The sequence below is a fragment of the Acinetobacter legionensis genome (assembly GCF_048551735.1).
Taxonomy (GTDB): domain Bacteria; phylum Pseudomonadota; class Gammaproteobacteria; order Pseudomonadales; family Moraxellaceae; genus Acinetobacter.
Genome location: NZ_JBIMBV010000032.1, coordinates 1 through 22,261 on the forward strand (window position 1 = coordinate 1; position 22,261 = coordinate 22,261).

General features: G+C 39.2%; 29 protein-coding genes. 2 read left to right on the top strand and 27 right to left on the bottom strand.

From position 1 onward, the window contains the following. Positions 1–190 (bottom strand): glycoside hydrolase family protein (locus ACG9ZL_RS19820; protein ID WP_419361416.1); only part of this gene is annotated, 190 nt, incomplete at its 3' end. Then, positions 174–440, bottom strand: coding sequence for a holin (locus ACG9ZL_RS19825; RefSeq protein ID WP_151956122.1), 267 nt, complete (start codon positions 438–440; stop codon positions 174–176). The genes ACG9ZL_RS19820 and ACG9ZL_RS19825, both read right to left, overlap by 17 nt. A 165-nt stretch (positions 441–605) precedes the next feature. Between ACG9ZL_RS19825 and ACG9ZL_RS19830 the strand changes: the two genes are divergently transcribed. Next, a complete protein-coding gene (locus tag ACG9ZL_RS19830) occupies positions 606–1,679 on the top strand; it encodes an EpsG family protein (protein WP_419361420.1) in 1,074 nt (357 codons plus the stop codon). On the opposite strand, the gene ACG9ZL_RS19835 is transcribed toward ACG9ZL_RS19830, so the two are convergent. The 20 genes from ACG9ZL_RS19835 to ACG9ZL_RS19930 form a co-directional block, all read right to left on the bottom strand. Then, on the bottom strand, positions 1,676–3,808 hold the full coding sequence (locus ACG9ZL_RS19835; RefSeq protein ID WP_419361423.1) for a hypothetical protein: 2,133 nt from the start codon (positions 3,806–3,808) through the stop codon (positions 1,676–1,678). The two genes, ACG9ZL_RS19830 and ACG9ZL_RS19835, sit on opposite strands and share 4 nt — an antisense overlap. 77 nt (positions 3,809–3,885) lie before the next feature. Beyond that, a complete protein-coding gene (locus ACG9ZL_RS19840; RefSeq protein WP_419361425.1) occupies positions 3,886–6,339 on the bottom strand; it encodes a lysozyme family protein in 2,454 nt (817 codons plus the stop codon). A gap of 57 nt (positions 6,340–6,396) precedes the next feature. Beyond that, positions 6,397–7,704, bottom strand: a complete 1,308-nt coding sequence (locus ACG9ZL_RS19845) for a hypothetical protein (protein ID WP_419361428.1) — start codon at positions 7,702–7,704, stop codon at positions 6,397–6,399. 8 nt (positions 7,705–7,712) lie between these two features. After that, entirely contained in the window at positions 7,713–8,354 is a 642-nt protein-coding gene (locus ACG9ZL_RS19850; RefSeq protein ID WP_419361430.1) for a P22-gp17 family phage DNA ejection protein, read from the bottom strand. A 1-nt stretch (position 8,355) separates the two neighbouring features. Further along, on the bottom strand, positions 8,356–8,811 hold the full coding sequence (locus ACG9ZL_RS19855) for a GNAT family N-acetyltransferase (RefSeq protein ID WP_419361433.1): 456 nt from the start codon (positions 8,809–8,811) through the stop codon (positions 8,356–8,358). Then, positions 8,808–9,383 carry an aspartyl/asparaginyl beta-hydroxylase domain-containing protein gene (locus tag ACG9ZL_RS19860; RefSeq protein WP_419361436.1) on the bottom strand — a complete coding sequence of 192 codons (576 nt, stop codon included), beginning with the start codon at positions 9,381–9,383 and terminating at the stop codon, positions 8,808–8,810. The genes ACG9ZL_RS19855 and ACG9ZL_RS19860 overlap by 4 nt, the downstream gene beginning before the upstream one ends. Then, the gene (locus ACG9ZL_RS19865) at positions 9,383–9,718 is read right to left on the bottom strand and encodes a hypothetical protein (RefSeq protein WP_419361438.1); all 336 of its coding nucleotides are present in this window, start codon (positions 9,716–9,718) and stop codon (positions 9,383–9,385) included. Before ACG9ZL_RS19865 ends, ACG9ZL_RS19860 begins: the two co-directional genes overlap by 1 nt. Next, on the bottom strand, positions 9,719–10,087 hold the full coding sequence (locus ACG9ZL_RS19870; RefSeq protein WP_419361441.1) for a hypothetical protein: 369 nt from the start codon (positions 10,085–10,087) through the stop codon (positions 9,719–9,721). Further along, the gene (locus ACG9ZL_RS19875) at positions 10,088–11,485 is read right to left on the bottom strand and encodes a packaged DNA stabilization protein (protein WP_419361444.1); all 1,398 of its coding nucleotides are present in this window, start codon (positions 11,483–11,485) and stop codon (positions 10,088–10,090) included. It abuts the gene before it with no gap. Positions 11,486–11,487: 2 nt separating this feature from the next. Then, positions 11,488–11,940 carry a hypothetical protein gene (locus ACG9ZL_RS19880; RefSeq protein WP_419361447.1) on the bottom strand — a complete coding sequence of 151 codons (453 nt, stop codon included), beginning with the start codon at positions 11,938–11,940 and terminating at the stop codon, positions 11,488–11,490. Further along, positions 11,933–12,415: a packaged DNA stabilization gp4 family protein gene (locus tag ACG9ZL_RS19885; RefSeq protein ID WP_419361449.1), complete on the bottom strand. Its 483-nt coding sequence runs from the start codon at positions 12,413–12,415 to the stop codon at positions 11,933–11,935. Before ACG9ZL_RS19885 ends, ACG9ZL_RS19880 begins: the two co-directional genes overlap by 8 nt. A 2-nt stretch (positions 12,416–12,417) precedes the next feature. Further along, the gene (locus ACG9ZL_RS19890) at positions 12,418–12,867 is read right to left on the bottom strand and encodes a hypothetical protein (RefSeq protein WP_419361452.1); all 450 of its coding nucleotides are present in this window, start codon (positions 12,865–12,867) and stop codon (positions 12,418–12,420) included. Positions 12,868–12,929: 62 nt separating this feature from the next. Continuing rightward, positions 12,930–14,192 carry a P22 phage major capsid protein family protein gene (locus ACG9ZL_RS19895; protein ID WP_419361455.1) on the bottom strand — a complete coding sequence of 421 codons (1,263 nt, stop codon included), beginning with the start codon at positions 14,190–14,192 and terminating at the stop codon, positions 12,930–12,932. Positions 14,193–14,207: 15 nt separating this feature from the next. Then, positions 14,208–15,095, bottom strand: a complete 888-nt coding sequence (locus ACG9ZL_RS19900; protein WP_419361457.1) for a hypothetical protein — start codon at positions 15,093–15,095, stop codon at positions 14,208–14,210. Further along, the gene (locus ACG9ZL_RS19905; RefSeq protein WP_419361460.1) at positions 15,088–17,151 is read right to left on the bottom strand and encodes a portal protein; all 2,064 of its coding nucleotides are present in this window, start codon (positions 17,149–17,151) and stop codon (positions 15,088–15,090) included. The genes ACG9ZL_RS19900 and ACG9ZL_RS19905 overlap by 8 nt, the downstream gene beginning before the upstream one ends. Before the next feature lie 16 nt (positions 17,152–17,167). Continuing rightward, a complete protein-coding gene (locus ACG9ZL_RS19910; RefSeq protein ID WP_419361463.1) occupies positions 17,168–18,616 on the bottom strand; it encodes a phage terminase large subunit family protein in 1,449 nt (482 codons plus the stop codon). After that, complete coding sequence (locus ACG9ZL_RS19915) at positions 18,594–19,130, bottom strand: terminase small subunit (protein WP_419361465.1); 537 nt, start codon at positions 19,128–19,130, stop codon at positions 18,594–18,596. The genes ACG9ZL_RS19910 and ACG9ZL_RS19915 overlap by 23 nt, the downstream gene beginning before the upstream one ends. Positions 19,131–19,171: 41 nt before the next feature. Then, positions 19,172–19,399 (bottom strand): hypothetical protein, encoded by a 228-nt coding sequence (locus tag ACG9ZL_RS19920; protein WP_419361468.1) that lies wholly within the window; start codon positions 19,397–19,399, stop codon positions 19,172–19,174. 83 nt (positions 19,400–19,482) lie between these two features. Next, entirely contained in the window at positions 19,483–19,674 is a 192-nt protein-coding gene (locus tag ACG9ZL_RS19925) for a hypothetical protein (RefSeq protein ID WP_419361470.1), read from the bottom strand. Between the two features lie 76 nt (positions 19,675–19,750). Continuing rightward, complete coding sequence (locus tag ACG9ZL_RS19930) at positions 19,751–19,924, bottom strand: hypothetical protein (RefSeq protein WP_419361473.1); 174 nt, start codon at positions 19,922–19,924, stop codon at positions 19,751–19,753. 342 nt (positions 19,925–20,266) lie between these two features. Here ACG9ZL_RS19930 and ACG9ZL_RS19935 point away from each other — a divergent pair, with 342 nt between their 5' ends. After that, complete coding sequence (locus ACG9ZL_RS19935; RefSeq protein ID WP_419361476.1) at positions 20,267–20,479, top strand: hypothetical protein; 213 nt, start codon at positions 20,267–20,269, stop codon at positions 20,477–20,479. A 135-nt stretch (positions 20,480–20,614) separates the two neighbouring features. Here the strand turns inward: ACG9ZL_RS19935 and ACG9ZL_RS19940 are convergent, their stop codons facing one another. The 5 genes from ACG9ZL_RS19940 to ACG9ZL_RS19960 form a co-directional block, all read right to left on the bottom strand. Continuing rightward, a complete protein-coding gene (locus ACG9ZL_RS19940) occupies positions 20,615–21,094 on the bottom strand; it encodes a hypothetical protein (RefSeq protein ID WP_419361479.1) in 480 nt (159 codons plus the stop codon). Positions 21,095–21,103: 9 nt separating this feature from the next. Continuing rightward, positions 21,104–21,247, bottom strand: coding sequence for a hypothetical protein (locus ACG9ZL_RS19945; protein WP_244013260.1), 144 nt, complete (start codon positions 21,245–21,247; stop codon positions 21,104–21,106). A gap of 10 nt (positions 21,248–21,257) precedes the next feature. Beyond that, positions 21,258–21,623 (bottom strand): DUF1064 domain-containing protein, encoded by a 366-nt coding sequence (locus ACG9ZL_RS19950; RefSeq protein ID WP_419361488.1) that lies wholly within the window; start codon positions 21,621–21,623, stop codon positions 21,258–21,260. Then, entirely contained in the window at positions 21,610–21,960 is a 351-nt protein-coding gene (locus ACG9ZL_RS19955) for a hypothetical protein (protein ID WP_419361482.1), read from the bottom strand. Before ACG9ZL_RS19955 ends, ACG9ZL_RS19950 begins: the two co-directional genes overlap by 14 nt. Beyond that, positions 21,953–22,261, bottom strand: a 309-nt coding sequence (locus tag ACG9ZL_RS19960) for a hypothetical protein (protein ID WP_419361485.1), incomplete at its 5' end; no start/stop codon positions are given. The genes ACG9ZL_RS19955 and ACG9ZL_RS19960, both read right to left, overlap by 8 nt.

A 22,261-nucleotide genomic window follows, 5' to 3' on the forward strand; every position in this document is an offset into this window, starting at 1 on the left:
TTGTAATGGGCTTATCAGTCATTTTGACCTTAGTACCGTTTTCATATGATGTGGACCCGATACCAATCGTTGCCACTTTAGCACTATCTAAATATGGTTTTGATTTGTACCCCTCATAACCAATTAAAGAGCCAAAAAAAAGCGCTGATGCGCTCAATGTTGTTACTATGATTTTAGTCTTTATTGACATCGATCTTCCCCTTGATTTGAAGTGATGCGATATAGGCTTTGTGTTCTAGTTCATCACGCTTATCTTTCTTGCGCGCGAAATACCAGTTCATTATTAAGCCTGCAATTGCAATCAAAATACTGATCCAAAACGCAAGATCAATACTCCCAAGCCATGCAGTAATAGCGCCAGCAGTACTACCGCCATATGCTGCGGTTTTGCTTGCAGCTATAGCTACTGACGCGTCAATTGTTGCCTGTGTATCAGACATGTAACCCCCTATTTTTGGCATTACCCCTAGATGTTTGGTGACTAGGATTGAGTGTAGTTCGGTATATTTAAATTTTTAAATTGAATTTTTAATGCTTATTCGAGAGAATGGAGCAAATTTTGAATTCAAATTAAGTTTATGATTCCATATCTAGTGGTTTTCACATTGACATCAGCGCTTGCTTTTCTGATGAATGCAAAACAAACAAAATCAATAAAACCAATACTTGCGATTTTGACTGTATTAGTTCTTTCATCACTATACTTGGTTCGTGACTATTCAATGGGTACGGATACCATCGAATATGTTTACATATTTAAAGATTTAGCATCATTAAATAGTTTTAATGATATTCTTTATTTCTCTTTAACTAGAGGTTTTGAAATTGGATTCTGCATCCTAACTTACTTTTTGATGATTATTTTTAGAGATCCACATATATTATTCTTCATATACATTGCAATGATGTATTCAATTTTCACATATGTTTTTATTAAAACTAAATTAAATTTAGTTTTACTTTTTGGCGCATTATTTAGTTATTTTATTGTTTATTACAATGCTTTTAATATCCTGCGTCAAAGTGTTGCAATGTCAATAATAATTCTTGCAACGTATTTTTTAACGCAAGGAAATACAAGAAGATTTATTATTCTCGTAATTATTTCATCCATATTTTTTCACTATTCATCGCTAATTTGCTTGGGTTTTTATTTTATTTGGAAGTTTAAGGATATCCTTTATCGGCTATGGTTTGTGAATATTGCTGCAGTAGTCTTAGTTTCTGGAACAATATTAAACTATATTACTGAAAAATACGTTCGATACTCTGCATATTCAGATAAAGACTCCGTTACATCAAATTTATCTGCAACACTTTTATTGTTTTATACACTTGTATTTTTTGTGTCTGTTATAGCTAAAAAAATTGTTCGCTACGACTTACGTGAACTTTTTGTTTTTTTAAGTGTTATATACAGTTTTTTTATTGGCCTTCAAATTTTCTTTTATTTTAATGGTTTTGTAAATCAGGCTTTAATCCGATTAGCTTTTTACTTTATGTGGCCCGTTTTCTTCATTATTGGAATTTTGTTAATCAGCATCAAAGATATTAGATTTAGGTACGCAGTTAATACTGTTTTTTTTACATTTATCTTAGTATTTTTTGTCTATGCAACTTCACAAAAGGGACCGGAGGTTGTCCCTTTTGTGAAAGATAAACAATTTGAGATTTTTTAATCAACTTCAAGTCGAACAAGTGCACCACTGCATACATCACTAAATGCTCTACCAGAACTATATGTTGTTAATGTTGCACTCATATTATATCCAGTAGGTGTGGAGGTCCCATCCACACCATTAAAATTAAAATTATTAAGACTCAAGGTGTGATAACCAAACTGCCCATTTGTTGCATTATCAATTGATAATTTTGGAGAGCTGGAAGTGTTCGACAGATTAAAAAAAGTATTCATGGTTGATCCCGTCCCATTAATAACTGTTTTATCGGCCTGAACAATAGAAACTATATTAGCAAAACAATAAAGTCTATCAGGTATTGTAGTGTCTGTAGGTGATTGTTGGCTTTTGGTTAGCGCATTCATTAGCGCTCCATGTATCTTCACTGCAATATAACCAATAGAAACGGATGCGTTCAAAATCTCAATCTTTATATCAAGATCAAAAGTACATCCAGATGTTTGCTTTGTATACTGTTTAATCAAATTGGTTTTTATGACTGGCAATTGCAAGTTGCCCCCACTCATTTTTCCAGTTGGGAGATTCACAAAGTCCCTAAACCAATATGATACCTTGTTTGACCTATGGCTAAATGGTTGAGGTGCAAATCCAGTGTCACCAAGTGCAGCACTATATCCAGTCTGATTATTGAAGTGCCTTACATAGGAATCTTTGTTAAAAAGATAGTAAGCAGTAGTCCAGCAATCAGAAACGGAAATCCTAGCTGAGTGAGATGTTATTGCAGTATAAGGAGTATTGTCATAGACAATTTTAATATCTTGCCATGTATTGTCTGCTGTAAATATATTTCCACAAGTTAAGTTCTTTATTGATCCAGCCAAACTATAAACATAATCTGGAGTCAAATAAATATTACACTTGTTTGTGCCTGCTCCAAATTTGGTATTTGACTCCAGATATTGACCATCAATCTGGAGCGAGTAAACATTAGAGGCTTTTAAGAAAAGACCACCACCCTCATGCATACCGCCATCAATTTGCAAAGACTGTATCCTGGATTTGATAACTGTACCTGATCCGTTTGTGTAATCCTTGAAGTTGAGTAAGTCACCACAACCCTCGCAATGATTTGATTTCCATTCAACGTTAAAGGCAGCATATCCATCAATAGCATGATCACACTCAGAGAATTTGTTATCAATAAATTGAATAGATTGCATGTATGGGATATTTTCTGCGCTTCTTAGTAAGCTACTATATCCAACAGAACCTATTTTATAATAGGTATTAGATTGTGATGTAAAGTTATAAATACGATCTAAATTGAAAATTTTAGCGTTTGCTATTGTTGAGCTAAAATTAATACCATCTATATATACTTTTCCACAAAATAAGTTTTCAGGTGAATTGGGATTGCTTAAACTAGCCTTACTTGTAAAAACAGGAGTTGTGCTATTTACAATAGCTTTTGTCTGACCTGTTCCAACCAAGCGTATATCATTATCACCGTAATTTGAAACATACGGCAGACCAACAACCGAAGTTAAAAGAAAATCCCCATCACCTAAATTTACGCAACGGAATGAATCGAAAGCTTTTTGCAATGATGACCCGATATCTGTTACCCCAGTGTTATCCGCACCAAACCATTCTGCATAAACACCCCCAGAATATTGGCGCTCCCAGCCATTAAAGATAGTACCACCATCATTTTCAGATAGTCTTTGTTTATTGAACTTAAACAAGCCTTTTTGCAAGCCATTGTTTTGTACTGTTCGGCCTTCCCATGCTTCTAAGGATAATAATTCTGCAATACTATTTACATACGTAATAGTGGATTTGATTTTTTTATTAATCCCATCAACAGTAAAACTTAAATCTGCATTCAAATCAGTCCAGATTATTGTTTTTCTTTTATTTTTAATAGTTACAGAACATTTTTCATTTGCAATATAAAGTTTGGCTGGTTTTCCGCTTTGAGAAATGTAGCCATTTCGAGTTCGGATTGGTTGAGGTGCTGGAATTGATAAGTTTTCATCAAAAAATACAGGTACTGGATAGACTTCTGGATTTTTACCTGTCTCACCAATGTACGTATATCCCGCATCTAATGGATCCCCATCAACATCATTAAAAATTGGGTATGGAGATATAACTTTACTACTCATTCGCATAACTCCTTGGAGTTTATAGGATTTAGAAATTAAAAACCCAGCACTTGGCTGGGTTTGTATTTGAGTTTAATTTAAGGTCGTGGTTGATTTGGGTTTAGTGCTTTTTGCACTCTTGCACGCACTTTGTTGTCCTTGATGTGTTTTGTTGCTAGACGAAGCGCTGACGCTACTGGCGCAGGAAACCCCGACATTCCTGACAGTGCAATATCCATAGCGGCTGTAAGTGTTGCTGCAGTGTTACTATGGTTAATTGCCGCAGATGTAGGAACAGTAAACAAAGTTTTTGATATCTCATTTACTGCCCGTAATTTTTCTGCACCTTGTTTGCCAAAAATAAAATCTAGTTTGCCACTTTTATCCAGTTTGTTGATTGCAGTATTTAAAGCAGCAGGGCTTATCATTTGATTTCCACGTGCATCAGATGCAACACCTTTAGTGGCTTCCATTTTGATTTCTTGAAGTGTTTGACCCTGAATATCACGCCATGCTTGTTTACCCTCTTCACCCGATGTCAATAAGGTACGTTTCGCAAACCTCATGTCATCAAGTGAGCCATCATGAATGATTCGCTTCTGTACATCTTCAAGCGCAACTTTTCTATCGCTACTTCCTGTTTTATTGGTTGTGAGATCCTTAATGATTGCGCGATTTTCCCAGTGATCAGCCATTCGCTTTCTCTCAACACGAGCAGCTCGATAAAGTGGACCAGCAATAGGCTCAACATGTTGATCAATCAAACTTTTCAGTATTGCAGTTTGACGTACGTTGGTAGGCTCAAGATTAGTGTTTTGATTAATCTCGGATCTCCATTTCTCCATTTGTTTAACTGTTGGGGATGCAGGGATTAAATCTCCATTACTATCCTTGTTCGCAATGCCCAACTTGGTAGCTATAGATTTAGCATCAGAAATAATAGGGGTTGATTTAAGATCTGGTTGGGAGTTTAGATAATCAAGTACAGTTAGGGTGTCATTGCCATTTCTAACTGGCTGTGTAAGATCTACAGGCAATTGAGCTTCGTTTGATTTGTCAGCTTTAGCATATGCAACACGTACCCGATTCTTATCAGCTTTCATTTGTTTTTGGAGTGCGCTATCAACAGATAAACCAACTTCACGCATATTAGTCGCTTGTGCTCCAGTATCATCAATAAAAGCCTCAAGGTTTTGCTGCATAACCTCATGCTGTTCTTCATAACGCTGACGAAGTGGTGTACCAAGATTTGAATTCTTAGCAGTTTCAGTTTCAAATTTTAATTGACCAGGATCACGCGTTAATTGGCCTTGAGTCAGTTGAGGTGGATAAGGCAGGTCTTGAGCTAAAGCATCACGAATAGTGGCTTGATCAACTTGCGCTGCACCAATGTTTGCTGGTGCTGGATTTGTGTTGGTATCGCGGTTCAAACCAATAGCATCCTTAAGGCCATCAACTCCCGATCTAATAGCATTTGTCGTGGCTTGGATGGGTCTTTGGACTGTTTGACTTGTAGCTTGACCTGCACGCACGGCTTGTCCTTGAATCACTGGTGCAGCACTTCTTGCCGCTTGAGCAGCTAGTCCTATTTCAGCAGTTGCAGGAATGAATGCAGCTAATGGTTCAGTAACTTCACCAATTTTTTGCACATATTCTTGACCTAATTGGGTTCTAGGTGCATAAGTGAAGTTGGCTGCACCTTCAGATGCGCTTTGTTCAATCTGCCTTGCGCCTTCAGGTGTTCCAAATGTTCCTGAATCGACTGCACGACCAATACCACCCAAGGCTCCATCGATAAACCCAACTGCACCTGTTGTCATGCCTGTAGCGGTTGATAACGCTGCCTCTCCTGCTCCTTTTAAGCGATCTGTAATTGTCAGCTCAGGCTTAACTTCAATTGGTGGCTGTTCATGCGTAATGTTGCCATTAGCATCAAAATCAGGAAGGCCTTGAGGTTGGGTTGTTGAATCTTGAATTCTCCCATCCTGTCGAGCTTTCTGATAAGCAGTAATGATTTTCTGTGATCGATCTGCATCCGCATTAGGCTTTGTTTGCTGTGCTTTTTGACGCTCTGCTTGTTGTTTGCGGTATTCAGCAACAATGTCTTTAGATTGGTTTTGGTACTGGTCCCGAGCTGCATTTGTGGGTTGATCTTGAGACTTTTGACCACCCATTGCTGAGAGTACGCGCTGACGATAAGCCTTGTTAACTGGACCCCAATTTTTACGATCAGTACCACCATGATACTCACCTATAGCCGCTTCAACATTCCCGTTGTTACGATCAAGTGCTTCTTTAAGCAAATATCCAGCCGCTAAAGCGGAATTTTTATCACTCTCATAAGCATCAAATTTGTATTTCTTTAAGATCGCATCTCGAGTTTGAGGGATGATTTGGTAAACCGTTTTTGCGCCAGCACTGCTTACTTGGTCCGCATTAGACTTCTCACCATGCAGCACAATGTTTCTAAGCAACCCATCAGGTAATCCAAGGCGTTTTTCAGTAATGGTGGATAAATTAGACCATTTTGAATCTTTATAGCTATTTGCCATGGCTTTTCCTTAGGTAATAAAAACCACCCGAAGGTGGCTTGTGGTCGAATGGTTAATTTACAGCCCATTTTCGTTTGCAAACAATTGTGCCTCAGCTTCTGAAATTCCCAATTCTTTAGCTGCATCTTTAATGCCCTGCGAATACCCTTGACCTTTTGTTGAATAGATCTGAGCATTTTTATTGGCTGCTTGCGCAACATTGTTAGCAGCCTTGGCGATATCAGCCAGCTGCATAGCAACTTGCTTGGTATTTTGACTTAGATCCAAGTTACCAAGAGCATCAGTTGCCTTTTTCCCTTCTATCTCAGTCATTGCGCCTAAGCCTTTAAGATTTTGAGCACCGATTAAGAAAGCCTGACTCTTAAGTGTCTCAACCCGACGAGCAAAATCATACTCAGCAGTACCTGGTATATTTCGCATTGCTGCGTTCCAAACACCAGCGCCACTCGCATCCGATAATTTTTTATAATCATTGATTAATTCTGCTGCCAACTTTGCAGTACTTGAGGCATTTACGGCTGCCGTTGCAAAACTTTGAGCCTTTTCTAAGCGCTCAACCTTTTGGGTGGAAGTTTCTTTTTTAACTGCTGCCATCTTTGTCGCCAAAATACGATCTTTTTGCTCAAGGCTGGCAAGGAATTGCTGCTGGTCTTGACCCAACTTGTCAAAGTTGTACTGATTGTCATACTCAATTTTATTCCCTTGGTTTATGACTCCTTGGGCTCGATCAGCTGCAGCAAGTGGAATATCACCAGCTTCAGCATTGATTTTTGCTGTTTCTGCTTCAGTTTTAGCCATCTCAAGAGGTTGCATTTCACTGGCACGACTTTCGTCACCAAGTTTTCCATAAATATCAGCAAATTTATCTGGATTGGTAGAAGCCATTAACATTCCAATTGAAGTTCGTGCCGCATTTGGATTGTTTTCAACCATTTTTGCATAACCACGCAAAACACCAGCATCCTTCGTCTGCCCAGAATTTTCATAAGCCGTTGCAGCATCATTTAATACCTGTTTTGCTACTTCAGGTTGATTGTTCATGAGTGCTGCATACGATTGAGATGCAAGGCTAAGGGTTGTTTTCTTTTTCCCGTCATCCATTGTTTCATATGAACGCTTAAGGTTTTCTGAAAGTTGAGGGTAAAGAGTCATCACTTTTGAATAGTTTTCAGGGCTTGGGTTGTTCGAAAGATACTGCAAGTCACTGTTCATCTTAGACTGTTGAGCTTTCTGAATAGCAACTTGCTCACGTTGCTGCTGTGCCTTATCAACACTTGCAGCCATATTAAAACCATTAGCCATACTTTGACTTACCGCATCAACAGGATTTGGAATATCCAGCATGTAGTTATAAGGTTGCGCCATGATTCACCTCAGAAACCTTTATTATATAGGTAAGCACCACCAACATTACCTATGGCACTGCTGACACTATTCCACATATTTGCATTTGCTTGGCCTTGAGCTAGCGCACTCCCCGCTTGAGCCTGACCCACAGATTGCATTAAATTGGATATATTGTTAGCTGATTGCATACCTGCATTACCAACGCCTGCGGCTGCATTCTGCCCAAGTGAGGTTAACCCGCCAAGATTCTGGTATTGCTGATTTACTAATTGATTGAGTAATTGCGGTCTAAACTGACCTAATGCAGATTGAGTGTTTCCACCACGTAACCCACCAGTAGCTGATGCATTTTGTAAAATGGAATTCTCACCTTGCTGCATATAGGTTTGCATAGCTGAGCTATTATTAATCGCATCAATAGCTGCTTGTTGCTTATCAGCGCCATTTAAACCAAGCAAGTCTTGTTGACCACCTAAACCTTGTGTACCAGCATTTACATAAGGTTTCATAAGCTCTTGGATTGCATCAAACTGACGTCTTTGCTCATCAATTCCAGCTTGACTTGATTCTGATTGTGCTGATGCTGCGCTTTTTGCTGCCTTCTTTTGCGCTTGACTTGACATCACGCCACCAACAACAGCACTGCCAACGACTGCGGCCGCTACCATATTAATCTCCCAACCAAGTTGAATAATATGTTTCTGCAGGAACATATCCTAGTTTCTCGAACAACCAAGAGGCATCTTTGTGCATCTTGGATCCCACAAACATGCGCTGTACTCCACGCTGTTTAAGATTTATCTCTACAAATTTGAATAATTGAAATCCAGCCCCGCTTCCACGGTGCTCAGGCAGAACATAAAAAATATCCATCTGGCAAGTTAGGCAGGTTGAGTAATGTAGACCTGGTGCAATAAAGCCAATGAAATACCCTACTATTTGACCTGCATCTCGAAGTGCAACAAAAATTAATTCACCACGATTTTCTGCATCAATATATTTATCAAATTGTGGAGAAAGTGGCACCTTATCTTGATTTAATGCAAGTTCCGCATAGTGAATTGGAAGCAAAGGTTTAAGAAATTCTAGATTTTGTTCAAAACTTTCTACATGTGCTGTAATCATTTCTTCACCTTAATATCCACTACCATTGATATGCGATCAAAAGCAGAATTATTCACAACTTCATGCTCAAGCTTATTGTTAAACCAAAAAACATCACCTGTTTTTATTTCAAGCTGTTCATCACCAGCTCGCAAATAACAACCAGCTGATGACTGTAAAACCACATGAAATCTTGTGTAGTAATCTGTGTGTTCTGGTGAGTCTGCGTGAGGGTAGATTTTCCCACCTGGTTTGATCTTATTGATCATCACACGGCCAATGCGCTCACCCTGCACCAACGCCATCAAACCAAAAACTATCCCACGCGCTTCAGTTAAAATCGCAAACGCTGGATAATCAATACTTTCATGTTGATCAAATTGACTCTCTCCACGTTTGTATTTTTCAAGCTCCTCTTCTTGCTCAAAAACACGCTTTTCAGGGAAACGAAGCATGATGCTTTCAATCTCCCCAAATGGGCCCTGCTGGTAATCCCTTAAAAATGTATCTTCCTTCCATAGCTCAGGATGGCGTTTTATATTTAACATCAAGCTATTCACATCAGCTGTTGTAATAACATGGAAATTATTCACTACACCACCTCGCGCCCTGAAATACGTAAAACCAATGCGTCTGTAGTATCGGAGACGGTGCTAATAGAACCACCTGACTCAATTACATGACCCACTACTTCAGGGCATAAATACACATTTCCTGCGGCAACAGATTGATCTTTAATGATTAGGTTTGAAGTTCCAGCTGAACCAGTTAGAACTAAATTAATGCTAAATTTTGCCGCACTTGCGGTTACATTGGTAATAGTGCATTTATCAATCAATGCTTTGCCATTTTGAGCTGTGTATTGGGTTGTTTGAGAATTTTCGATAAATTTAGATGTGACTAAATTTTTTGCGGTTACAGTTGCCATTTATGTGATCTCAAAATTTGGGTTTGAACATTCAATTTGTTGATATATTGGATACAAGTAATCTGAAGCACTATGCTCTTGAGCTGGATTTATTCCCAAAGAACTCTCAATGATTTGTACTAATGCTGGCTGTAGTGCTATGAAATTAATCAAATATTCAAAACTAGTTAAAAATGATCCTGCAAAATTTGCCTGAGTTGCAGCATTGTCAGCAGAGATCTGTGCATTTGACAGGTCATCACTTCCTTTATTCAATTCACTAGGGATTAATTCAAATAATTTTTCAAACGCTTTAACGAGGCGCTGATCTCCACCACACATTTTTTCTAGATCTTTTCTTGGCGGTGTTTTTGGATCTACTAAAGCCATTTAAACCCCCAGTGGTTCGACTTGAACCTCTAGCCGAGCAATTGCAAGCCTGCTTTCGCAAGTTCCTGTAAATCGCTGTATGCGCCAATTACGCATATGCCCTTGCTGGAGCCAAACAAGGCGCTTATCACGCTGTCCAACTGTGCCAGCACTAATGTATCTTTCTACTGACCAGATCTCTCCATCAAGTGAATATTGGGTGCAAACTGTCGGGCTGTGACCGAATAACGTTCTACCAGTTAAAGCCACCAATTCAACTTGATGAAATATTGCACCAAAAGAATCATTGTAAACAATTGAAGTATCAAAGGACCACTCAACAACATCACCCCAATGCTCACCATTTTTATTGGTTAAAATACCAAGCTTACTTTGATTGGGATGACCAACAATCCACTTGTCATAACACCAAACATGGTTTTGCGCTAAGTACTGAACCTCACCAAATCCTGAACATAAAATAAACCAGACTTGCTGGCTTGTTGCTGTTGATGCTGCTGCATCATAAACAATGGTCTTATCAGGTAAGTGAAAATATAGCCACTGATGGGATTCAACCATTCTTGACTCTAAAAGACATCGGGATAGCTCGTCCTCAGTATAAGTTCTAAGAATTTGGTCAATTTCTCTTGTGGCAATCCTTTGAGTTGAGCCATTTGCAGATAAATAAATAGAAATTGGCTCGTTCTTATCGCTACCAACAAATGCAATTGTTTCTAGAAATTTACAACATGTGCTCGGGCTCAATGTGCCTCGTGTTGCCATAGCCCCATCAATTCGACTAAATGGGAAATTTTCACCGCCAACGTTGTCAAAAACTTCAATGGTGTAGCGGTTAAGGGCGTAGATTTCATTGCGAAGCTTGAATAGTGCATTTATTGGATCAGGATCAACTTCAGATGAACCGTATTTAAGTGGATTAACTTCAAAAGGATTGTTGAGTTCAGTAATAACTAGAAACTCACCATCGGTCGTCATGAAATATCCATCAACCCACACAACATCCTTGACTAAACCTAAATCACCATCTGTGATCTGTTTTAGAATGCCATCTTTGTATAGATAGAGATTATCTCCACTATTGATTGCCAGGTAATCAAAAGAATAATCAAAGTTGCAATAACCAGTACCTCCAACATAGCCAAGCTGGACTACTGAACCATCACTATTTACTTTAACAAGTTGATCACCACAAACTCGATAACAAATACCATTCCAGTTTATACCTCCTCGATCAACACCTGCTAGATCACTGAATAATAGAATTCCTTCGGCTGGGCGAAGATACCCATTTGATAACCCATTTTCTTTAGGAACTGGTGTTAAGTTTCTAGGATAAGAAGAACGGAAATCTGAGTTTTCATCTGTATAAATTCCACTAAGGATTGGTATTTGCATATTTACCCCACGCGGTACCATGTATGTGATAAATCATCGTATTTCATCTTAAAGAAACCTGTTGCATTGATTGCATTAGGCTCACCAATTACCGCCTTGTCACCACCATCAATAGTTAGGTTGTTGATTTGCTCAGAACAGCTAACAATTACCTCATAACCATCTGTTTTGGTATCCACTGGTGGAAGATTAATCCAACCTGAATCTATAGCAATAGAGGGATTGAGAACCAAATACGTACCCACTTCATTTTTATCAACATCAATAGTGAAGTTGTCATTTGGGTTAAATCTTTGAAGCTCAGGCGTTTTAAAATCAGGCTTTGGAATTAAAGCAAGTATTTCCTTGACCAAGACATCAAATGGTAATGCTCTAAAATCAGTGCAATTACCTCGATAGATAACAATTTGGTCGCCCATCACCAAGGAATCAGCAGCATTTAATCGCTTAGTCATTAAAGAACTCCACATCTTGATTAGGTGATAAAACGTTATTGTCTTGTTTATTGATAATGAATTTATCGCAACGGTGTTTATGGCCTGCACCGCTTGGTAGCGTACAGCTATATTTCATTTGCGGTGGGTTTTTAACTGCCATTGTTAGCAAGTCGTTGTATGCACCTTTTGCAGCAATGCGAATATCTGGTGAGACTTGCTTTCCTATCCCTGGTGCAATCCGAATTGCTAAATTAAATGCAAGTGCATCGATAGCGTAATCAGGTACGTTTGTGTCCTGATCTATATCGCTTGAGTCTGCTTCACTTGGTAGCGGGTATCCAATTTGAATATTTTTTGAAGACCATCCAGCAACCATTGAATCAAGTTTTCGTCTTGCGCTTTCAACCTGCTCTGGCTGTAAGTCAAAGACATAAGCAGCCAAACCTATTTCTTCATAAGCACGTTCAATAATTTGACGCTTAGTCCATGACATGTTTAGTCACCTACTTCTGGGTAAATAGCAGAAATTACCAGACCCACAAGAATATCTTTACCATCGCGTGAACCATATTTCACATCTTTGGAATCAAGAATTACTTTAAGTTCTGTTGCATCCATAGCATTGAATTTTAAGATTGAGTTTTCTTTTTGAAGCTCATTCACTTTTGAAATGTATTCAGATTGAGCGGTTTGAAGTTGTTCTTCATACCATTCATTATTTTTTAATGCTTCAAGGAGTTCTGTTTTGACTTGATCAAGCTCTTCATTTGAGTTTGAAACTGACCCAAAAACAACACCTACCAATTGGCTATGTTCTGGCAATTCTGAATAGTTTTTATAACCATTTTCTCGAAGTTCTTCTTCTTGCTCAACATTCTGAGCAATCAGGCTTTCAAAGTTTTTCTGATTGCCTTTGTGTAATGCCTTTGGGTATTCATTTGACATTTGCATACTCCTAAAATGACGACGCCCGCATTTAGCGGGCATTTGTCGTCACGGTTGTTAGTTTAAGACTGGTTAAACAATTCAATACCGCACATTTCAGGGTTGGTCATAACCACTCCAAACCATGTATCTAAACGGAATTTAGTTTTCATGGTGTTAATGTCGTATTGCTTCTGGAACACAATCTCAATACCACTTGAGGTTGTGTAAGTCATCACCGCTGCACCAGCATCACGAGGAACAGCAGCAACAGCAGGAATCAATTCAATTGCATCTTTGTGCCAAAATGGATTCGCATAAGCAGTTTTAATATTCAGAGCATTGATTACAGCACCGTTAGCTGGTGTTGCTGAGACGTTTTGATATTGCTTTTCAGCTTCACTCGCACCCTGTGCAGAAATGATTGGCGGTGAAATAACAAGTGATGTCGCGCTGTTTACTGAGATAACACGGAAGGTTTTGAGCTGACCGGTAGCCTCCTTATTAATATGGTGAACCGACTCAACACCTGTAATTGTAAAACAGTCACCTGCTTTAAGAGCGCCAGTAGTGTTTGCAACAGTTATTGTTTGATAGCGGTTATCAACATTACCCACTTCACCAGTTGACGCTGTAGATGTTGCTTTAGGCACATAGTATTGGTTGGCCGCACCAATCGTCACGCCAGTTGCAGTCGCAGCAGTTAGGCGAGGCACATAATCCGCTTTGAATGTATCAAAACCTGCTACTTCACCTACAAAACTTCGCGTGTAAGCATCATTTGACTTGTTACCCGTGAAAGAACGTGTTGATTTTGCCAAATCACCTGCCAACCCATTGTAGTCACGTGCAGACAAAATGAATTTACGATTTTCACTATTGATACCTTGTTCTGTTAGTGCGGCATCAGCTTGAGAGATGTCATCATAAGATGTGGCAGCACCTGAACGAGCAATTACCACCGTACCTTGCATTGCCGCAGTACGTGCTACAGCAGTATTAATGTCTGAGCCTAACTTTTGACGAGCTGCCTCGCCAAGACGCTGTTGTTGTAATGCATCACGCAATTCTGAAGCATCAAGCAAGAACGGGCTAGATTTTTTAAAACCAATAGTAGAAGGGACTGACAGTTGTGTTTTATCTTTGAAGTTAGATGTTTGGTCCATACCATCAAATGACGTTGCGATGTATGGCACTGGACGCCAAATTGTGTCGTTTGTACGTGCAGCATCTGCCCCATTGATTGTGTATTTTGACACATTGCGTGCCATTACTTCTGAGTCTTCAAAACCCTCACATAGTTGTTCCCATGCAACGATTTCTTCTTTGTTAAAAGCGTTAGCCATTATGTATTTCTCCAATTAATCTTTTTGGCGCTTCTGCTTCTTATATGCGACCACTTTTGTGTAATCGCCTGTCTTTTCAGCTTCAGATCGTAATTTGTTTAAAGTTGAATCAGTAGCACCACTCAACGGGCCTGATCCATTAACTTTTGATTCTGGATTTGTTTGTGGTTTTCGAGTTTGCACTTTGATTTGAGCATCGATGTTTGCAGCTGCAAATGCGAATTGAATAGGATCCTTAATACCTGCCAATTCTTTCGCTTTTTCAGGGTTCTTACCTAAGTGGTAAATGATCAGTTCAGGATTTTTAGCGCCATGAATTAAAATGCCTTGCTGAGTTTCGGTTAACACATCTCGTGCTAACTCTTCAGCTTCGTCAAAGTCTCTCACTTTGGTTTTTACTGCATTCTTTTTAACTTCATAGTCTGACAATCTTTCTTGCCAAGCTTTGGCTGCATTTTCCTGTTCAGCTTGTTTTTTGCGTTCTTGATCATTAAGCTTAACTTTTTGTTCAGCCCAGTTTTCAATCGCTTTTTTATATTCAGGATCATCTTCGTTGTAACCATAATCTTCTAGTTTAGGCATCTCGCCTAACACTACTTCTTGCGGTTTTTGATTCTGAGATAATTGTGATTCAAGCTCTTTGATTCGTCGCTTACCTTCTTTAGCTTCACGACGAAGTTCTTTAACCCAATGTGGCGCTGGTTGACCATTAAACTCATCATCATTTGATTCGTTCTTTGGCCCTTCATCACCGTAAGTCACAACAAATTCTTCAGCTTCTTGATTTTGTTCCTCAGTATTAGGTTGTACTGCACCATCTCGATGCTCGCCACCTTCTTCCTGATTTTCTAAATCTTGATTTTCAGGATCTAAATTTTGTTGCTCTTGCTCATAATCAGACATTTTGAACTCCCTCACTCATTTCAGGCTGAGCGGATACCGTTGTGGCTTGGTTGATTTGCTGAACCATATCTAATACAGCTTGTTGATCCTCTCGATTCATACGAGCTAATGTTTCTGCAGTTTTCGCTCTCGTTTCTTCCGCTTTAACACTTACTAGAACTGTGTCAGCTTTTGCTTTCTGTGCTTTGGCAGATGCTTCTTCTGCGGCAGCTTGTAAATACAATGAATTTGGATCAGGTTGTTGGTTTTGCGCTTCTGCTTGAAGTTGTTGCTGCTCTTCTTCTGTTGGTTTAACAACACCTAAGCGTAATAATTTCTGACGGTAGTAATCACGAACATCACTAATGCCTTCGCCTTCCATATTCAGCATGATCATAGAGGACAATACCTGCTGATCGTTTTGATCGGTAACCATTGGAAGCATGGCAGTTAATGCTCGAACTGTTGCCGATCGGCGACTTGATGAAGTAGGACCAACATCTACAGCTACATCAAACTTTGCCTTTGACAAGTCATTTGCATATGTTTGCTCACCATCAACGATTTTTGGTTGAACCAATTCAATGCTGTCAATTTCATCTTGCTCACCAACCGTCTTCATTGTTCGACCATCTTCAACATAGATTTCGGAGGCCATTGAAAGCCAAATCTCACCAGATCGTTTAATTGCCTTAGCCATGTTTGACACATAGATATAAGCTTGCATGCCTAGCTGAGTCTGAACCATGTCAATCGCTTCAGCGCTAATGTTAGAAGCAATTTTTTCACCCTGTTCTTGATTGCCAAGAAGCTCTTTAATATCAATGTCTGATATTTGCATTAGTGCCGCCATTGCTGGAGGGATTTGCGGTGGCTTAGTATATGAAATAGGCCCTTGAGCAATAATATTGCCATTGACATCTGTAAGAGGGCTCGCAAGCAAGTAAGGGTTGTTAACTAAATTATCGTTAGCCCACATATGTTCTAACCCAGCGACCTGCTCAGGCGCCATGATTGGCTTTTCAACAGCAGATAGGGCGCTAATTTCACCCAACTTACTAAGCTGCATATTCTTCAATCGCTGTGCATCTTTACTTAGGCGCACATGCCCCATGCAACGCTCAATGTTGTCAATAAACCAACGTTTGCCATAAACAGGAACAATTGGAATGTGTTTGCCTGCAATAATTCCGCAGTCTTCAAGCACCTTGCTACCAGATAAGATGTATTTATGAACTTTGCGTTTTGAAACTGTTTTAATTCTGAACTCTTGAGCACCAGTAGCATCAAGTTTAACTTTTAGTTCAGGATTCTCTTCCAGTTCTTTTTCACTGTGTCGCTCTTGAGTACCATCAATCAACTCGAAGATGTGAATCTTCTCTTTTACAGTTTCGATTTTGTAGTATTCAGCGACATAGACAACATCACCTGTACACCAATCAAACTCAGTATTATTGATTGATTTATCCCATGTTGCAGGATCTTCCTTATATTCATCTTTGAAAGCATCAACTGTCATTGAAGATAGAACAAAACAAAATTTTGCATCTGCCTTGTCTTGCCTTTTCGCATCTAAATCAAAGAAAACACATGAATCAGCATCAAAAATAGGCTCAATCACAATACGCTGATAGTCGTTTACGTCATCTTCCTCATCTTCAAGACAAGCACGTAAACGCCATGCGCCCATACCACCGCCAACAGCTTCTTCAAAGCCATTGTCATAAGCTTCCTCAGCACATGAGTCTTGCTCATCTGCACGATAAAGACCATTACAAGTTTCAGCTAGATCATCATTCTTTGATCCATCCTTACTAATGAAATCAACACTAATTCTATTGTTACGATACTCATTAATGATGCGAATAACTGCTAAGTGAATTTTATTAACTTCGAACTTAGGTTTGTTTTCAAACTGTTCACCAAGCTTGCCTTCCCATTGAGCACCCGCAATTGAATAAAACCGACGATCCTCTAAACACTGTTGACGTTCTTCACGTACAGCGCTTTGAATCTTATCGAATTGTGTTTTTGCTTGAGTGAGAATGTTGGCAAGTTGTTCATTTGATTTATCCACAACTTGACCTCTTAAGTTACCAGCGATGTGCTGTAGGGATTACTGTTACTTTTGGTTTTTTTGGCTGTCCAATTAAGCCTTTTCTTACAGCGAAACGACGCATCATATATGCATAGCGCGCACCATCTAAAACATCATCATTTGTTTTAACGATTCGACCCTTATCGTCTCGGTGATACTGTAAAAACTCATCAAAGAAAGCTCGCAACCCTCTAAACACTTTCCATTTGCCTTTACGCATTAAATCTAGAATTTCGAATAAACCCGCTTCAACCCCATTGCCACCATCGGGCCATGTTGCATGATTAGCAAGCATATTAAATCCAGCCTTCTCGTAATATGATTTTTGTTGTTTGGTTGAGCCTTTTTCGGTTTGACGGCCATCAGCAGGCCAAGCAGTTGGAACGTCCTTTGACCAGACTTTTGTGGATCCCCATGCTTCATCAGGTGAAACTTGGCGCTGTTTCCATGCTCTTGTGACATAGATTGTTTCTGTATCCAAGTCAATTGCAAGCTGTACCTGTGCTTGAGGATGATCCCAACCAAAGTCCATACCATCAATAATCATCCAGTGATCAGGGATCTCAAAAGGTTCGCATGTTATATATTCTTCACTAAGGTCATAAATACGACCATGACCAAGCATTGGAATACCCTTGGTACGCATTTCCTTTTGATGTGGTGGGAAAGAATCTAATAGCGTTTGCTTAGTTTTTTCTGTTAAGTGTGTGACATCATCCCAGCCTGCACGAATCAAATACTGACCATCACTAGGTGTATCCATAAATTGAATAACAAGGTCTGTTCGCCCATTTTCAGGCGTAAAAGTTAAAACTCCTCGACCACCATTACCGCTATCACCTGTTGCAGTACGTGTCAAAACCTGAGGGAAAATTGTTTGATCCTTTGGTTCTTCATCAATATGATACCAATCAACTGAGTCACCCATTAAGGCATGTTGACCTTGTGAATATGACCATAGTTGAACCTTTGAAGATTGATACTGCACATCTCCACCGCCACCATGACGCACATACACAGTACGCATTGCATTTGGTGTGCCTGTCATTGATTCATGTTCGAGAATATACTCTGGCGGTATTAACCCACCAATCCAGTTATTTTCTATTCTTCGGCCAAAAATAGGCGTTTGAAGTAAGTCGCGGCATTTTTCACCTGAGTATCCAAGCAGCCACATAAGTGGCGCATTATTGAATACGTGTCCGTCCCACCAATCTGGATAATGTCCAAGTGCATGAATGGTATCAATGTAAGTCCCTGTCATGGTTTTACCAACCCGGTTGGCAGCCATCAACATGACTTGTGAATATTGATTGGAAGCTTTAATTAATTCACGTTGAAATGGGTAAAGTTTTGAGCCAAAGTCTTTGTATCGATAAACATCGTTACGTCTGTCTTTTTCTTCCAGTAATGCTAAATACTCAAGTTTCTCCTGCTTGTTCATTTGGCATCACCTTTTGCTCTAGCTCTTTGATTCTTTTGTCAAGATCAGCATCACTGATACTTTGAATATCTATTTTACCCGTATGCTCATGCTTCACTTTGTCGCTCAGCATGCCTAAATGCTTCATCATCAATTCAAGTGATTTGTTAGCTCCACTCTGATCAAACTTGTATTGTGGAGCCACATTCCCATCAGGACCTTCTACCAAAACTGGGAAGCCGTCACGATCTAAAACTTCTTCTGACTGCATGCAACGCTCAGCAACAGACTTGAGGCTTTTTAAAATGTAATAAGCATCAATGCCCAACTCTTCTGCACGTTCTTCTTGTAGAAACTTAATACGTTCTTGAACATCTGGTCTTAAAATGGCTCGAAATGCGTTTGATTTATCTGTGTAGCCCGCCTTTTCCCCTGCTTTTTTCTTATTTGCAGTCTCAACATAGGCTTGAGCTAAATTTTCATGTTGTTGATTTTCTAGTGGCTCACTCCCTTTCGGAAGCTCTATATCTTCCATAAAGGAATCTCCAATAAAAAACCTCCCGAAGGAGGTTTGTGTTACCAAATAAGAAGCTTATATTTTAGTTTGTCTCTAGGATCTACAAAGCTGTCTTCAAAGATAGAAATATCTTCACCATCAATCTCAACAAATAATGGACGATAATCAATATTTTTTTGAGTATCTTCAAGATCAGTGTTATCAACAACCAAGTAGGTGACTAAATATTTGTTCTGTTTGCCTGTTTCTGATTCGGCATTTGTTAGTTTCGTTTCTCTGTGTGCCATTATTATCTCTATAATTAATTTAGAAACAATAAATTATCAACTTATCCAAGCAATATCAATCTCTCTACACAACTCACAAATTCTTAAACATTCAATAAATCTAATATTGCTTCCGCTCCTTTTAATGTTTCACAATTGACCGTTACGATAGATTCCTTACCTATACCGTTAATTGATATATAAACTGAATATTTTGATTCTGTAATTTTGCGAATTTTTAATGCAGAAACATGAGCTGGATTTACATAGCGTTCTTGATCGATTCTAACTAACATATTAATTCTCAAGTTATTGGTTTGAGAATAATTTATATCATACAATGGGTAAAAAGACGCCTAAGCGCCCTTTATTTCATCCTTGCCTTGCCAGCTTCTCAGCTTCGACAAACGCATCATGAAAACTTACTTTATCTGAAAACCAAAACTTGTATGTCTTGTCGCCAATTACGATTGACTGTTGAAAGTAATCGTTTGGGCTTTTCTCTACAACTTGACCGTTAAGATCACCACCGATGCAAATGTTCATGTGTTTTCCTATTTATCGGTGGGATTCTAACATCTATTTTTTATTGTTCGGTCTAAAAAGCAAAAAGCCCGTTAAAAATAACGAGCTTTTCTCAATTATATGCTTGCATATATTTATATGCTAGCATATAATGTTTTTAACAAGTCGAGAATGGCAGTTCTAGACTTGGAGGCGGTAACTAAGTTACCAAAACAATAACTCTCAGGAGCTTAGAAGATGAAATACTTAATAATCATTCTTCTAGTTATCTTGGTAATGATTTCACAGTCAACCTACTAAGATAACGGCAACCTCGAAAGGGGTTGCTCTCCTGATTATAGCTTAACCAAGAGGATAATCAATATGTCAGAAGTAAAGACTTCAAATGCTCAACTCAAAGCGGCTGATAACTACCGTAATAAAGCACTAGATAAAATCTCACCGATTATTATCTCTAAGAAAGAACAAGATGTTTTTGATGCATTAACTGCGCTACAGGCGCACTACGGTGACAATCGCTCTAAAGCGGTTAAACAAGCCCTTTTAGCTCATGCAAAAGAGTTAGGATTGATTTGATACATGCATTTTTAATATGAAAAAATACCCACGAGATGGAACTAGTGGGTATATAAAACTTTAAAACTGTGTGGATTACCATAACTTCGTCCACTATAACAGAAATTTAGCACTTCCCGTCCGGACAGTCAATACTTATCCAGCGCGTTCACTTTTAATAAATGAAGCTTGGCCTCGCATATATGCAATGCCACACCGTATATCTTGATCAATTGAGCTTTTGCCAATATTTCTACGTTCAGCAATCTCCCTCAATGAATACCCTTCTACATAATGCGACCAAACAAGATCAAGCCACTCTTGCAAAATCTCACTAGCATTGTCTTTGATATCTAGCCATAGACGTTGAAATGCTCTCGCCTCGTTGTCATTGATCACACACCCTGATTTCTTGCGTGTTGGCAATCGTCCAACATATTCACCATCATTCATGTATACAGACAAAAGCCACTCTCTTTGATCCTGTGTAAGCTTCTTGTCAGGTGTTGTCTTAATAATGGTTAAGCGGTTATTTGGGCAAGCATCACACCATGCGCCAAATGCTTTTAACCATCCCTCAATTGTTCTTTCTTTCCAATTAACATTTTGCATAATGTGATTAACCGCTGCGTTCATAATTGCCCCTTAACCTAAAACTCGTACTGCTACTATTGCTGCTAAAAACATGCCTACTACAACGATAAAGAAAACCCAATCCAGTACTGCGCCATCAGATATTTTCACTCCCATCATGAAAATGAATAGGAAGAAAGCTAAGATCCATTGCATCTGATTCCCCTTAAACCTCTAAAATCTCAATCCCATGCACTGACATCATCAAATGCTTTTTGATTCGATACTCAGCAAGACTTCTTGAAATCTTGCTTTTGACATCTTCAACTATCTGGCATCCATCTTTGAGATAGACAAAATCAGCAATGTATCGAAGTGCTGGCTTCTTACGTGGTTCAGTGCTAAATCTGACTGACTCAGCTAGTACAAACGCGTATTGCGTCTTTAGCTCTCCGATCTCTCCCGCACGCTCAAGAATCTTCAACTCTCGATAACGTCTAGCTTCTTTGACTGAATCGAACTTTAGACCATCGCATTCGATAGTCTTGTTCTTGTATTTTGGTTGACGTGGGCGAGCTTTAGGAATTTGCATGCTCACCTCGCAAGGCTTTTTCTAAAAACCTTACACACCAATCAATTCCCTCGGATTGACATATGCCAACAGGATCTTTGTACCCATCGCAATCCTCTTTTAAACTTAAAGCCTTTTGACGAATTTGAAATAAAGCCCCTTCAATCCGCTTGTCTTTCTCTTCAACCTCAGCCTTTTGCTTAGCAAGCAACTGAGTTTGGTTTAAGAGGGCTTCGGTCATTGCGTCGAATTCAGCCTGTCGGGATTGCTGACCTGCTGCATAGCTTAGTTCTGCTACTTCTTGCAGGCTTAAGCATTGAAGCTCTAAGTTTTCATAAAATTCATTAAACTTATCCATGACGTTCTGCCTCCAAACGATGACCTGCTATGATTTCTTCGGGGGTTGCGTGTCTGATTTGATGATATATAGCCCTGTAATCCATATCATTAAGCACAATAAGACATCCAGTTAAATCAACTTTCCAGACCTCATAAATATCATTATGCTCAGGTGCGATACTTGATAAGTAAACCACCAAATCCCCCACCTTAAACACTCGACTGTCATGCTCTGCAATGGCGGTGCGGAGTTCATTAACTGAAACCGTTTTGAACTCAAACTGACCTAAATTTGTTTCTTCGAGCAACTTCCACTCACC